A 14,517-nucleotide genomic window follows, 5' to 3' on the forward strand; every position below is an offset into this window, starting at 1 on the left:
TGTCGCGAGCCGACAAACAACAATCAGCGAACCAGACCGGCCCTACCGTTCTTTTGCGTAAAGTCCCCTTATCCAGAGTCCAAGGGGCCGATTCGTAATAGAGGTTCTGCCTCGTGCGCCTGATTGGCGAACAAGGCGGTATCGAAAAATTCCTGTTCCTGTAAAGGTACTGCCCAACGCCGAGCCATCGCAGCAAACAAGCCACGCGAGGCCCGGTTGCCAGAGCTGACCGTCGTCTCCAGATAGCGCAAGGAACGGCCACGCAAGCGTTGCTTCAAATGCTCCAGCATGGCCTGACCCAGACGCTGCCCACGGGCGCGCTGATGCACGGCCACTTGCCATACAAAGAGCACATCAGGACGGTCGGGAGGAAAATAGGCAGAGATGAAACCGTCTATCTGTTCCCCGTTCTGCGCCACAACGCAGGTCTGGGAAAAGTGCTCGCTGAGCAGCAAATAGAGATATTCAGAATTCAGATCCAGTGGCGGACAATCGGCAATCAGCTGATGGATGGCCGCGGCGTCGCGCAATAAAGGGGCGCGCAATACCCGCGTCAGCTCACTGGGGACCGCATCGGCAGCGGGTATATGAGCTGCCGAGCTGTCCGGGATAGAGGGAACCGTCAAACCACCAACCCGGATTCGGGGGGTACATCCCCTTCCGGGACCTCAAGAATGGGCGAGGCCGTCTCATCGGCCTCCAGCACAACATCCGGGTCAGCATCCAGCAAACGCACAATGCGCTCCAGCGACAAAGTCATGGTGGCTTGCTCGAGCTCGGGCAACTCTTTCAAGGCGTCCGACAGCTTCTTTTGTAAGGGAGACGGGGTATCGCGTGCCAGCGTCACCCCTTCAGGCGTCGCACTGACAAACACAATGCGACGATCTTCACGACCACGCTCACGCAGCACCAGTTTCTTATCTTCCAGGCGATCCAAAATACCGACGACGGTACTGGGGCTGACGTGCATCTCGCGGCTGATCGCCGTGGCTGTCAACGGGCCTTTCTCGATAATGGTGCGCAGGCAGATCAACTGGGGCGCCGTGATATTGCTGTACGCCGACAGCTGCCTGGAATGCAGGGCAATCGAGCGCGTAATCTGGCGCAGTGCCCGCAAAATTCGTAAATCGTAGTGTTGATCTGTAGTCATTTAATTAGCCAAACAAAATAATTCAGCACGATTAATTCGTGTTGAAATGATATGCCTAGAAAAGATCTAAGTCAAACCGATTTACACTCAAAATCATAGAGAGCGTAAACACGTGAATCTGACTCAAAGTCCAAAAAATATAAGCGCCTGAATCCTCAGGAATTCGCCAGAAAAGCGAGCACCATGCCCTGCCCTTACCTTTTTTTATCCCTAAGTGGCCCCAGACGGCGCGAGGCTTACAATACACGGTCAAGCGATCTGGCCGAAGCTTGCCTGTCTGGGCCCGGCCCAAACATGGCGTGCTGCATCAGGACCGTGCAGACAAACCGCCCCAGCCTGAACCAAACCCGGCCCATTAACCCATAAGTCTCTTAGCCAAGTAAAGCCGCTGCCCGTACACGGTGTGCCTTGCAGGCATTGAAACCAGCATGAAGCAATCTGATAAGGCAACCCTGATTGGGCTGATCGCCATTATCCTCTGGAGCACCATCGTCGGCCTGATCCGTAGCGTCAGCGACTATCTGGGTGCCACTGGCGGGGCCGCCATGATCTACACCCTGGCCTCTGTTTTCCTTCTTTTATCCGTAGGCTGGGTACGTCTGCGAGAGTTCCCGAGCCGCTACCTGCTCTGGGGCAGCATTCTGTTTGTCTGTTATGAGCTGTGTCTGGCTCTGTCCATTGGTTATGCCCACAACAGCCAGCAAGCGATTGAAGTGGGTATGGTCAATTATCTCTGGCCCACCTTCACCATCGTGGCGGCTATTTTGTTCAATGGGCAGAAAACCAACTGGCTGATCGCGCCGGGCCTGCTCTTGTCCATGATGGGCATCGGCTGGATTCTGGGTGGCGAACAGGGTTTAAGCCTGCACAGTATCTGGCTGAATGTGCAGGACAACCCGCTAAGTTATGGCCTGGCTGGTGCCGGCGCACTGATCTGGGCCAGCTACAGCACCCTGACCGCCCGTATCGCCCAGGGCAAAAACGGCATCACTTTATTTTTTATGCTGACCGCTGGCGTACTGTGGATTAAATACCTGGGCGAAGGAGCACAGGAAATGGTGTTTACCATCCCGGCGCTGGTGTACTTATTGCTGGCCGCAATTGCCATGGGTTTTGGTTATGCCGCCTGGAATGTCGGCATTCTGCATGGCAATGTGACGATATTGGCAGGGGCCTCTTACTTTATTCCGGTACTCTCGGCAGCCCTGTCCACTCTTTTGCTGCAAGCGCCTTTAACGCTGACATTCTGGCAAGGTTCTGCCATGGTCTGCTGCGGTGCACTTCTGTGTTGGCTAGCCACCCGTGCCCGTAAACCGATCCCCATCAAAAGTAGACAAGCCTCTTGATGGGCGGTTAAAGGACGAACTAAGGGTCGACCAAAAAGTGGAACCGAAAGCACGGTCCACGCCAAAACAGAAAACAATATGCTGCAGCGCAAAAAAAAAATACCGTAAAAAAAATTGCCCAAGATGGAATGATCTTGGGCAATTTTCATTTCAAGCCATTTTATTAGGCGACGAATAAAATCAGGCTGTGCCACCTACCGTCAAATTTTCCATACGCACAGTCGGAATACCCACCCCGACCGGTACGCTCTGCCCTTCTTTACCGCAAGTGCCCACACCCGAATCAAGCTGCATATCATTGCCAATCATGCTGATCTGATTCATGGCGTCAGGGCCACTGCCAATCAAGGTCGCACCTTTAACGGGATACATCAGCTTGCCGTTCTCAATCACCCAGGCTTCCGAGGTCGAGAAAACAAACTTACCGCTCGTAATATCAACCTGCCCACCACCGAAGTCCACGGCATATAGACCTTTTTTAACCGAGGCAATAATTTCCTGAGGATCTTTATCGCCACCCAGCATAAAGGTATTGGTCATACGGGGCATGGGCAGGCTGGCATAAGATTCACGACGACCATTTCCGGTCACGGCTGCGCCCATCAGGCGAGCGTTATGAGTATCTTGCAAATAGCCTTTCAAAATACCATCTTCAATCAAGACCGTACGTTGCGTGGCATTGCCCTCGTCATCCATATTCAGCGAACCACGGCGATTTTCCAAAGTGCCATCATCAATGACGGTAACGCCTTTAGAAGCCACTCGTTGGCCAATCCGACCGGCAAACAAGCTGCTGCCGCGACGGTTGAAATCCCCTTCCAAGCCGTGTCCCACAGCTTCGTGCAGCATGATGCCAGGCCAGCCTGGGCCCAGAACCACCGTCATCTGTCCGGCAGGCGCAGGTTTGGCATCCAGATTGGTCATAGCCGAACGCACGGCCTTGTCCACATAGCTGCGCAACATATCGTCGGAGAAGTAGGACAGATCAACCCGCCCGCCGCCCGCCGCCGAGCCACGTTCACGACGGCCATTGTGTTCAACAATGACGGACAACGACAAATGCACCAAAGGACGCACGTCAGCGGCCAGGCGGCCATCACTACCCGCTACTAACACCACATCGTATTCCGCGCCCAGGCTAGCCATGACCTGCACTACGCGCGAATCAGCCGCACGGGCCAGAGTATCCAGCCGTCCCAGCAACGCCACTTTCTCAGGGGCGGGCAAACTAGCGATGGGGTCTGTACCGGTATACAACGTGGGGCGCAGCGAGCTGGACGGCACCAGAATCCCGCTTTTACCTGAACCGCCCTGACGGGCAATCGAGCGCACCACGCGCGCCGAGGACAACAAGGCATCGGGGCTTAAGGAATCCGAATAGGCAAAAGCGGTTTTCTCACCGCTGACTGCCCGTACGCCCACACCCTGCTCAATCGAAAAACTACCGCTTTTTACAATCCCCTCATCCAGGCTCCAGCCTTCACTGCGGGTGTATTGAAAATATAAATCGGCATAGTCAGCCTGATGGGTGAAGATTTCACCGAGCGCGCCAGACAAATGGCTCTCGTTCAGCCCCCAGGGGTCAAGCAACAGTCCACGGGCACATTCCAGGGCATTGATAGCCGGATCAACTAGCTTCATCGTTTATTCCTACTGACAGATCCCCCGCAAGCCCAAGGCTGCAAGGGACGAAAATGGGTACCAAGGGACGTCTAGCATCCGATCGGGTTCCGTCTATCTGAGCATTAAAACAGAATGTGCCACCGTATGCGATGCCGGCGTACTGATCGGGCTGTTTTACGGCTTTAATCGCCTTTCCAATGCCCTCTTTCCACTGAGCGGTACAAAAAAACCAATTACGACATTTTCTGATACGGAATTAAAACTATTTTAAAGTTTTCTTAATTGGACGATCACCTATATGGTTTTGGTATAAACCCATCCAAATTCATGATAACCCCTGATTAGATTAATTAATCATGAGCCATAGAATTGGCTAATGGCTATAAACAATTACAAAAACCAAACAGCCTTTTAAATTAACGTTTATTTTTTATCCAAACTACTTATATTTTCAAGAGAATCAAAGTACACTGTTTTCGCATGATAAACATGAGCTTGTGCAGGCAGGGTTTATCAGATAACTACAAACATGAAACAGGAATCCTATATGTCAGTCGAAACTTACAGCTCCGCAAAGCAGAAGATAGAAAAAGAGATTGTGCGTCTGCAAAAACAGATGAAATCCCTACGAGTCAAACAGCGCCGTCCTGTCATCGCGTCTATCGTCAAGTCCATGCAAGATAACGAGATCACGATTGAAGAAGTCGCTGATGCTATGGATAAATCCGCACGTCGCGGTGCTGGTGCCGGCTCTGACAGTCCTAAAACCAGCCTGCCTCCCAAATACCGCCACCCCGGCACCCAGGACACCTGGACAGGCCGCGGTCGCCCACCACGCTGGATCATTGACGCTGAATCCAATGGCCGCAGCCGTGAAGAGTTCCTTATCAAATAAAGCCAGGAACCAAACAAAAGAAAGGGACCACTTGAAAAAGTGGTCCCTTTCTTATTTTTATAAATCCCCTACATAATGCCGGGTTTCTTGCGGCTCAATCCTTAGGTAAGGGATATCGGATATCAATGACCTGTCCATTATTGCCGGGGAAGCGATCAAATATGGCCTGGGACAAAAATGGCATCTGCTGGTCCAGATTGTCAGAATGGCTATAAGACACCGCAGTGGCACGATACACTTCAGCGTTCGAGTTTTGATTATCTGTAATAATTACATTTAGATAATTTTTATACACAGTGACAGGAACATTCACCACATTCGGAGAATAAAAGAAACCGCCGCCCCACCCATCATTTGGCGCATAATAGCCGCGCCCTATTCCCCAGGCAGACGGACCATAAAAACTATCGGCAAACTGCGGAACCCAACTTTGCTCCTGCGGATTGCCATAATCCATTTGCACCACAAAACGCGCCGATTTCAAATCCTGCGCCTGAACCAGTCCTGTTACCCCAATCGCGGCACGCACCGAATCGGCAAAGGACTGATCTTGCAGATTGCTGCTTTTATCCGGCGCGGACTTGATGTAGTAGGTATCGCCACTGGTCACTGCGGGCCACTGCTGGTAGCGCGTTAATTTGGCAGACCAACTGGGCGCAGCGCAAGCCGTAGTCAATACCGCAAACGCCAGGCTCATCAGGCGTAGGGCGCGCCAGGAAAACCCTTCAGAAAATAACGTCATAGTTTCACCCTTGCTTGTTTTTCGCGTACACGTTCAAGCCCGATTGATTACGGCACCGAAGTGACAACGAACAATTAGTTTACTGCCTGTTTCCAGCCATCAGTATGGGCGTTCAAACAACATTACAATAGACCATCTTTTTTCGATTGTCGGACCAGGATCACATGCGCACAGACACCTTACCTACGATCTCCCGCCACGATTACCAGCCCTACCCCTACCAAATAGAGAAGGTTCGGCTGGAGTTTGATTTGGCGGCCGAGCAAACCTTGGTTCGCCTGGCTTTTCGAGCCCGCAGCCAGGACGGCCAGATCCACCCTATGGTGCTGGATGGCGAAGACATTGAACTGCTTGAAGTCAGTATCAACGGCGTCACCCTGACAGCCCAGGACTACCAGCTCAATGAGCAGGGCCTGACGCTCTCACCCCAGCAGCCAGAATTCGATCTGGTGCTGGTCAGCCGTTGCCGCCCGCAAGACAACACTATGTTGATGGGCCTGTATGTCTCCGGCCAAAACTTGTTTACCCAATGTGAAGCCCAAGGCTTTCGCCGCATTACCTTCTTTCCAGACCGCCCTGATGTCATGGCCCGCTATGAAGTGGTTTTGCGTGCCGACGCTACGCTCTACCCCTATTTGCTGTCCAATGGCAATTTGCTAAGCAGCACCTTATTAGAAGATGGCCGTACACAAGCCGTATGGGAAGATCCATTTCCAAAACCGGCCTATTTATTTGCTCTGGTCGCGGGCGACTTTGATGTTCGCGAGCGCGAAATAGTTAAAGCCAATGGTCACCCTGCCTTATTGCAGGTTTATTGCGATCGAGGAGACGGCGATAAAACCGAATGGGCCATGGAATGCCTGGAACATTCAGTACGCTGGGACGAGCAACGCTTTGGCCTGGAACTGGATCTGGACCGCTTCATGATTGTGGCCGCCCGCGACTTCAATATGGGCGCGATGGAAAACAAGGGCCTGAACATTTTTAATGCCGCCTATGTCTTGGCGGATGCCCAAAGCACCACCGATGCGTCCTTCCATGCCGTAGAGGCCGTTATTGGCCACGAGTACTTCCATAACTGGACCGGTAACCGTGTCACCTGCCGCGACTGGTTCCAGCTGTCCCTGAAAGAAGGCCTGACCGTTTTTCGCGACCAGGAATTCTCCGCCGACATGCTGGCTAAGGGTCTGGACGGTGCTCAAGCCGCCAGCGCGCGTGCCGTCAAACGTATTGATGATGTCAGTGTGTTGCGCGCCGCCCAGTTTCCTGAAGATGCCGGCCCGATGGCGCACCCCATTCGCCCCGAAAGCTATCAGGAAATCAGCAACTTTTATACCGCTACCATTTACGAAAAAGGCGCGGAAGTCATTCGCATGCAGCACACCTTGCTGGGCGAAGACAATTTCCAAGCCGGTATCCGCGAGTACTTCAAGCGCCATGACGGTCAGGCCGTCACCTGCGATGATTTTGTGGACAGCATGGACAGCGTGTATCGCCAAGCCAAACCCGGCCACAGTCTGGAGCAATTCCGTCGCTGGTATCAGCAAGCCGGCACGCCACGTGTTCAAGTCAGCCTGCAGCACGACCCAGCCACCCAGACAGCGACTCTGACCTTGCGCCAGAGTAATGCACCGGCCGGCATCGAGAACAAGTCCACCCCGAAACCACCTTTGCATATCCCCTTTGCCCTGGGCATGCTGGATCAGCAAGGCCAGCCCTTGACCCTGCATCTGGACGAACACCAGGGCGATACGCTGGTTCTGGACTTCACCGAAGTCGAACAAAGCTGGACCTTCAGCCAAATCCCCGATGCTCCGGTTCTGTCCTTGCTGCGTAACTTCTCCGCACCTGTGCGGGTGGACTATTACCGTCCCGACTCTGAGTTGGCCCTCTTGGCCCGTCATGACACCGACCCCTTTGCCCGTTGGGAAGCCGCACAACTGCTGGCAAGTCGTCTGATTCTGTCGGCCGCCTCAGGTCGTGCACCATCTGCCGCCCAACTAGCCACCGTTGTACAAACCTGGCATGCGTTGGTACAAGACCCAGTTCTGAGCCCTGCCTATAAAGCCCGTATTCTGTCCCTGCCTAGCGAGCGCGAGTTGCTGGAGCAGACCCAACCCATGACCCCACGCGCGGTTGTGCAGGCACGCCGTCAGTTGCAACGTGAGCTGGGCCTGGCCTTGACTCCTTACTGGCAAGAGCTGTATCAGTACTTGAGCCTGGAGCAAGCCCCCTACAGCCCGGATGCTCTGCAAGCGGGTCAGCGCTCCTTGCGCAACCTGGCCCTGAACTACCTGCTGGTCGCTGGTGTGAATACAGGCACACAACTGGCCCGCAATCAATACGATCAGGCCAGCAATATGACGGATCGCATGGGCGCCCTGAGTGCCCTGGTCAATTACGGCGACGCCCAGGATCGTCAGGATGGCCTGGATGACTTTTTCCAGCGCTGGCAGGACAATCCTCTGGTGCTGGATCGCTGGTTCAGCCTGCAGGCTACCGCCCCCGGCACACAAGTTGCCCAGGTACGCGCCTTGATGTTGCATCCTGCCTTCTCACTGCGCAACCCGAACCGCGCCCGCTCACTGATTTTCCAGTTCTGCATTAATAATATGCAGGCTGTGCACACACCGGAAGGCTACGACTTCTGGGCCGAGCAAGTCATTGCCCTGGACAAGCTCAACCCGGAAATCTCGGCCCGTCTGGCCCGTGTGTTTGATAATTGGGCCCGCTTTGAACCCGAAGCCCGCGATCCGCTGAAAGCGGCGCTGGAGCGTATCCAGGCCGAACCGGGCTTGTCGGGCAATGTGGCCGAAATCGTACATAAAGCATTAACTCTTTGACCTCGGAGTCTGTCTTGAAGAAAAACCTTACTCAGTATCTGGTGGAGCAACAGCGCCAGAAGAAAACGGTCACCGCCGATGTGCGCCTGCTGCTGGAAACAGTGGCACGGGCGTGCAAGGCCATTGGCCATGCCGTCAGCAAAGGGGCGCTGGGCGGCGTTCTGGGTTCCCTGGATTCCGAGAACGTCCAGGGCGAAGTTCAGAAAAAGCTGGACGTACTGTCCAACGAAATCCTGCTGGAAGCCAACGAATGGGGCGGTAACCTGGCCGCCATGGCTTCCGAGGAAATGGACACCCTGCACCGTATTCCCGATTACTACCCCAAAGGCGAGAACCTGCTCTTGTTCGATCCTCTGGACGGCTCGTCCAACATTGATGTGAACGTGTCCATTGGCACCATCTTCTCGGTGCTGAGCGTGCCGCCTGAAGCTCGCGAGCGCATCATTGAAGAGCAGGACTTCCTACAGCCCGGCGTGCGTCAGGTTGCTGCCGGCTATGCCATTTATGGCCCACAAACCATGTTGGTGCTGACGGTCGGTGACGGCGTTGCTGCCTTCACGCTGGACAAGGAAATGGGCTCCTGGGTTTTGACTACCGAGCGCATCACCATCCCTGAAGACACTGCTGAGTTCGCCATCAATATGTCCAATATGCGTCACTGGGAAGCCCCGGTAAAACGCTATATCGACGATTGTCTGGCCGGTCCTGAAGGCCCCTTGGGTAAAAACTACAATATGCGCTGGATTGCCTCCATGGTGGCCGATGTGCATCGCATCCTGACACGCGGCGGGCTGTTCATGTACCCCCGCGATTCCCGCCCTTCGGGTCTGAAAGGCAAGCTGCGTTTGATGTACGAAGCCAACCCCATGAGCTTTCTGGTGGAACAGGCCGGTGGCCTGTCCATTGACGGCACACAGCGTATTCTGGACGTACAACCGAGCGAACTGCACCAACGCATTGGCGTGATTATGGGCTCACGCAATGAAGTCGAACGCGTACGTCAGTACCACGAACAGGGCTGATCTTCGCCTGCTGAATGCAGGTGAATAAAACGCTGCTGAATAAAAATGGCCTTCATATTGAAGGCCATTTTTTATGCGGCAAAACAATCGGGTTCAGCACCCGATTTTTCTTCTCAATCCAGCGTCAACACGGTAGAACCCGTAGTGCGGCGTGCCGCCAAATCCTCATGAGCCTTGGCAACCTGATCCAAGGGGAAGCGCTGACCGATCAATGCCTTGATCTTGCCCTGCAGGACCAGATCAAACATTTCGTCCGCCGCTTCCTGCATGGCCTCTTGTGTGGGCACATAAGCACCCAGCACAGGACGGGTCACGTACAAAGAGCCCTTGGACGCCAAGGTCGCCAGATTCACACCCGTTACCGGGCCGGAGGCATTGCCAAAGCTGACCATCAGGCCACGCGGCTGCAAGCAATCCAGCGAACGCTCCCAGGTGTCTTTACCGACACCGTCATAGACAACCGGCACTTTCTGGCCATTAGTCAATTCCAGCACGCGCTGCACCACATCCTCGTGGGAGTAATCAATCACTTCCCACGCACCGTTTTCTTTAGCCAAAGCCGCTTTCTCGGGGCTGGACACCGTACCAATCAATTTCACACCCAAGGCGCGGGCCCACTGGCAAGCGTACAAACCCACGCCACCGGCAGCTGCGTGGAACAAAATCGTCTGGCCCTCGTGAACGCGATAGGTCTGGCGCAGCAAGTACCAGCAGGTCAAGCCTTTGAGCATCATGGCCGCCGCCTGCTCAAACGAAATACCATCAGGAATACGTACGACACGATCCGCGGGCAGGTTGCGAGCTTCGGCATAGGCGCCCAAAGGGCTTTGGCCATAGGCCACCCGGTCACCAACTTTCAGATGCGTGACACCCGAGCCCACCGCCTCGACAATACCAGCCGCCTCGAACCCCAAGCCGTGTGGCAAAGGATTGCTATACAAACCATTGCGGAAATAAATATCGATGAAGTTCAATCCCACAGCCTTTTGGCGTATGGTGACTTCCTTCTCCTGAGGGGCTGCTAACTCTACCGAGGCCCATTGCAAAACCTCGGGGCCACCATTACGTTCAATCCGTATGGCCTTGACCGTCTGCGTCATTGTTTTACTCCTTTGATGAGGGGGCTGTAGCAATGTCTTAGAATAATGTCTTACACGTATTGCCTGCCTGCCCCGCTTGCCCTATCACTGGCTGATATAAAGCACCAGAATAGCCTAATTTGACTCTTTTTTTCTCGGATCGCTTTCCATGACGCATGGACGTGCTCTGGCTGCCATTCATGTGGCTGCCGTTCTATTCGGACTGACCGGTATTTTTGGTGAGTTGATTCAGGTAGGTGCCATGCTGATTACAGCGGGCCGTGCCAGCTTTGCGGTACTGGCTTTATTCATCAGCATTCGCTCTCAAGGGCGAGGGTTGCGCCAAGGCATGAAAGCAGCCGATTTTCGCATCTTGCTGATGGCCTCCCTTATGTTGGCCATTCACTGGGCAACATTTTTTGTGGCAGTCAAAGTCGGTGGTGTCGCCATTGCCACCTTGGGTTTTGCCAGTTTCCCCGCCTTCATCACCTTGTGTGAATGGGCCGTGCTGCGCGAACGCGTCACCTCGTCTGAGTGGATCATTCTGGCCTTGGTGACCTTCGGCTTATTGCTGGTCACCCCTTCATTTGATTTCCAGGATCAATCCACCATCGGCCTGGCCTGGGCGGTGGCCTCCGGCTTTACCTTTGCCATGTTCACCTTGATCAATCGTCGTGCCGCCAAGCATCTGCCCGCACAACAAGTGGCCTGGTGGGAAAACCTATTTGTGGCCCTGATGTGCTGGCCTTTTGCACTCCACCTGCTGGGCGATAGCACCTTGGTCGACTGGATGTGGATTGCACTGCTGGGCGTATTTTGCACGGCACTCTCGCATTACCTGCTGGTATCGGCCTTGACTGTTTTGAATGCGCGCAGCGCCGGTATTGTGATCGCCCTGGAGCCAGTCTACGCCATCGCCTTTGCCGCCCTGCTCTTTGCCCAGTACCCCACTAGTCGGGCACTGCTGGGCGGCGCCATCATGATTGGTGCCATCACTTGGGCGGGGCTGCGCCCACCCAAGTCAAGCTGACCATTTAAGCCATCGCTTCCCTAGTTTGGTCGATGGCTTCGCCTACCTGACTGGTGCTGGCTTGGCCGTATCACCACAGCCAGTTCACTTCCCTCCTGCCAGTCCGGATTCTGACCAGCACGTGTGCTGCCCATAGCCATCACACAAGGCATCCCAGCTTATTACGCAAGCCTTAGCCGAACAGCCGCCAGGGTAAAGCTCCACGACAGCAAGCTTAATTAAACATTACTGCTCTCTTGCCAGAGCAAATTGTCTTAACATTGACGCACAACAAACTGACAACCAGTTACCATATTGGAAACGGTTTGTCAGTTTAGCAAACTAGCCATCAATGACCACCTTGCTGCTATACGTGGCATCCATCATGTCTTAAACACCCTTGGAGATCTAGATGACACACATAACGTTAAAGGTAAAACGAAAAATCCATACCATTGCTGGCTGTCTCGCCGGGTTAGTCATCTTTAGCTTCTTTCTGTCCACCCTTCTCGTAGAAACTCTTGGGACGCGACAAGACATTGCACAGCTAAAAAATGCAATCGTTTTCCCAGGTTTGTTTATTTTGGTTCCACTGCTTGCAATCACGGGTGGACTTGGCCGAGCCATGATGGGCTCGACGTCCAGCGCAGTTCTAGTAAACAAAATGAAACGCATGAAAATCATTGCCGCTTTAGGAATAACTGTCTTAATACCCTGCGCCATCATGCTCTCCCACATGGCGAGCAAAGACAACTTTGGAACACTCTTCACAGTCATTCAAATCATAGAGATCCTGGCTGGTGCAACCAACCTGACGCTCATCATATTGAACGCTAGAGACGGCGTTTTGCTGACAAAAAGCCGACGCCAAAAAGTAGCAATTTCCACCAAAATAGCGAGAGAAAAAAACATGTAAGTAGCAACAGTCAGCCCTGTAAACGGCGAGATCAAGGCTGAAACCGTTACTATGACATGTCTACCAATCCACCACAGTATCCGCTAGCTGGTGCAAACTGGAGTACATCACCATTACTCACTCTTCAGACGAGAACCGCCATAAATTACTGACGGACACTATCCTCTCCATTTTCCGGCTAAAAACAGCGTTACTTAATAATGGGGATGAGCTGGTACGAACCTTGGTCGCTGACAGCACCGATTGGCAGGTTTTAGGGGCTTTGGCTCTGGCAACCCAACCTATGACAGCACCGATGGTCGCGGAAAGCATGGGAATGACCCGGCAAGGTGCGCAAAAACGTTTAAACAAGCTCGCGGAAGATAACTTGGTCAACCCTCTGCTCAACCCACGTCATGACCGCTCGCCCATCTGGGAACTTAGCCCTAAAGGGGCCGAAACCTATAAAAGCATTATGAGTCGCTACGAAGTATGGCTTCAAATGCTTCTTCCAAAGTTTGAATCCACAAACGCTGATTTCCTGAGCACATCTCGACTGTTGCTAGAGTTAGAAAACGCTTTAAAACAGACTGATATCCAACACGACGTTCTGTCCGCCATACCAGGCAAGCCGAAACCTCACAGAACCAAGACGTCATAAAACGGCTAGAGCATAGCTAGCCTGTACCAAGACCTTTGCCACTTTAGTTTAGATGTCCCAACAATCAGCCAATGTTGAAGGAGCCAGCATCATGTTTGGCACCATCACTTGGGCGGGGCTACGCCCACCCAAGTCAAGCTGACCGTTTAGGCCATCGCCTCCAAGGTTTGGGCAATGGCTTCACCCACCTGGCTGGTGCTGGCTTGGCCACCCAAATCAGGGGTGCGTGGGCCATTGGCCAGAACCTGCTCAATGGCTTGCACCACTTCTGCCGCAGCCTGCGGATAACCCAGGAAATCCAGCATCAAGGCACCACTCCAGATTTGCCCCACCGGGTTGGCAATGCCTTTACCGTAGATGTCCGGTGCCGAGCCATGCACGGGCTCAAACAAGGATGGGAAGACACGCTCTGGATTCAGGTTGGCTGATGGCGCAATGCCAATCGTGCCGGTACATGCCGGGCCCAAATCGGACAAGATATCGCCAAACAGGTTGGAAGCCACCACCACATCGAACCAGTCCGGGTGCTGCACAAAGTGCGCACACAAAATGTCGATGTGATACTTGTCCCACTTCACATCCGGGTACTGTTCGCCCATCGCCGCAACGCGGGAATCCCACCAGGGCATGGAGATGGAAATACCGTTGGATTTAGTCGCAGCCGTTACGTGCTTGCCGCGTTTTTTAGCCAGCTCGAACGCGAACTTCAAGACACGGTCGGTACCTGTGCGGGTAAACACACTTTCCTGAATCACCACTTCGCGCTGCGTGCCCTCAAACATGATGCCGCCGCTATTGGAGTATTCGCCTTCGGTGTTCTCGCGCACGATGAAGAAATCAATATCGCCAGGCTCACGACCAGCCAGGGGCGAGCGCACACCCGGCATCAAGCGCACCGGACGCAAGTTGATGTATTGGTCAAACTCACGGCGGAATTTAAACAGCGACTCCCACAGCGACACATGGTCCGGCACCAGATCTGGCCAACCCATAGCACCAAAGAAAATCGCCTCGGCATCGGACAACTGCGCTTTCCAATCAGACGGCATCATGCAGCCGTGCTGTTGGTAATACTCCGAACTCCAGTCCAGTACCTGCCAGTCAAAATTAATCGAGTGACGACGCGCGGCTATCTCCAGCACACGCAAGCCTTCCGGCATCACTTCCTTACCGATCCCGTCTCCTGCGATCACGGCAATACGATGAACTTTACTCATTCCCTTTCCTTGTGGTTTTACATGGCCTTAACGGC

The 14,517-nt window shown here is 53.8% G+C and carries 13 protein-coding genes; 7 read left to right on the forward strand and 6 right to left on the reverse strand.

Annotation, left to right across the window (positions count from 1 at the left end; all coding sequences use genetic code 11):
* Positions 1-68 precede the first annotated feature (68 nt).
* On the reverse strand, positions 69-626 hold the full coding sequence (gene ectA / locus IE156_RS03095) for a diaminobutyrate acetyltransferase (protein WP_373296479.1): 558 nt from the start codon (positions 624-626) through the stop codon (positions 69-71).
* The gene (locus IE156_RS03100; protein ID WP_189391005.1) at positions 623-1,150 is read right to left on the reverse strand and encodes a MarR family winged helix-turn-helix transcriptional regulator; all 528 of its coding nucleotides are present in this window, start codon (positions 1,148-1,150) and stop codon (positions 623-625) included. The genes ectA and IE156_RS03100 overlap by 4 nt, the downstream gene beginning before the upstream one ends.
* A 428-nt stretch (positions 1,151-1,578) precedes the next feature.
* Between IE156_RS03100 and yddG the strand changes: the two genes are divergently transcribed.
* A complete protein-coding gene (gene yddG / locus IE156_RS03105; protein WP_189391006.1) occupies positions 1,579-2,496 on the forward strand; it encodes an aromatic amino acid DMT transporter YddG in 918 nt (305 codons plus the stop codon).
* A gap of 180 nt (positions 2,497-2,676) precedes the next feature.
* On the opposite strand, the gene tldD is transcribed toward yddG, so the two are convergent.
* Positions 2,677-4,137, reverse strand: a complete 1,461-nt coding sequence (gene tldD / locus IE156_RS03110) for a metalloprotease TldD (protein WP_189391007.1) — start codon at positions 4,135-4,137, stop codon at positions 2,677-2,679.
* 529 nt (positions 4,138-4,666) lie between these two features.
* Here tldD and IE156_RS03115 point away from each other — a divergent pair.
* A complete protein-coding gene (locus IE156_RS03115; RefSeq protein ID WP_189391008.1) occupies positions 4,667-5,014 on the forward strand; it encodes an H-NS histone family protein in 348 nt (115 codons plus the stop codon).
* Between the two features lie 94 nt (positions 5,015-5,108).
* On the opposite strand, the gene IE156_RS03120 is transcribed toward IE156_RS03115, so the two are convergent.
* Positions 5,109-5,756 carry a DUF4136 domain-containing protein gene (locus tag IE156_RS03120; RefSeq protein ID WP_189391009.1) on the reverse strand — a complete coding sequence of 216 codons (648 nt, stop codon included), beginning with the start codon at positions 5,754-5,756 and terminating at the stop codon, positions 5,109-5,111.
* A 164-nt stretch (positions 5,757-5,920) separates the two neighbouring features.
* Between IE156_RS03120 and pepN the strand changes: the two genes are divergently transcribed.
* Positions 5,921-8,599, forward strand: coding sequence for an aminopeptidase N (gene pepN, locus IE156_RS03125; RefSeq protein WP_189391010.1), 2,679 nt, complete (start codon positions 5,921-5,923; stop codon positions 8,597-8,599).
* Complete coding sequence (locus IE156_RS03130; protein ID WP_189391011.1) at positions 8,596-9,621, forward strand: class 1 fructose-bisphosphatase; 1,026 nt, start codon at positions 8,596-8,598, stop codon at positions 9,619-9,621. Before pepN ends, IE156_RS03130 begins: the two co-directional genes overlap by 4 nt.
* 113 nt (positions 9,622-9,734) lie before the next feature.
* On the opposite strand, the gene IE156_RS03135 is transcribed toward IE156_RS03130, so the two are convergent.
* On the reverse strand, positions 9,735-10,721 hold the full coding sequence (locus IE156_RS03135) for a quinone oxidoreductase family protein (protein WP_189391012.1): 987 nt from the start codon (positions 10,719-10,721) through the stop codon (positions 9,735-9,737).
* A 148-nt stretch (positions 10,722-10,869) separates the two neighbouring features.
* Here IE156_RS03135 and IE156_RS03140 point away from each other — a divergent pair, with 148 nt between their 5' ends.
* The 3 genes from IE156_RS03140 to IE156_RS03150 all read left to right on the forward strand — a co-directional run bounded on the left by IE156_RS03140 (position 10,870) and on the right by IE156_RS03150 (position 13,265).
* Positions 10,870-11,730 carry a DMT family transporter gene (locus IE156_RS03140; protein WP_189391013.1) on the forward strand — a complete coding sequence of 287 codons (861 nt, stop codon included), beginning with the start codon at positions 10,870-10,872 and terminating at the stop codon, positions 11,728-11,730.
* 391 nt (positions 11,731-12,121) lie between these two features.
* Positions 12,122-12,625, forward strand: a complete 504-nt coding sequence (locus IE156_RS03145; protein WP_189391014.1) for a hypothetical protein — start codon at positions 12,122-12,124, stop codon at positions 12,623-12,625.
* Positions 12,626-12,848: 223 nt separating this feature from the next.
* Positions 12,849-13,265 (forward strand): MarR family transcriptional regulator, encoded by a 417-nt coding sequence (locus IE156_RS03150; RefSeq protein WP_189391015.1) that lies wholly within the window; start codon positions 12,849-12,851, stop codon positions 13,263-13,265.
* A 146-nt stretch (positions 13,266-13,411) separates the two neighbouring features.
* Here IE156_RS03150 and IE156_RS03155 read toward each other — a convergent pair whose 3' ends face one another.
* On the reverse strand, positions 13,412-14,482 hold the full coding sequence (locus IE156_RS03155; RefSeq protein WP_189391016.1) for a tartrate dehydrogenase: 1,071 nt from the start codon (positions 14,480-14,482) through the stop codon (positions 13,412-13,414).
* Positions 14,483-14,517 lie beyond the last annotated feature (35 nt).

The sequence above is a fragment of the Alcaligenes pakistanensis genome, assembly GCF_014652815.1.
Classification (GTDB): domain Bacteria; phylum Pseudomonadota; class Gammaproteobacteria; order Burkholderiales; family Burkholderiaceae_B; genus Alcaligenes; species Alcaligenes pakistanensis.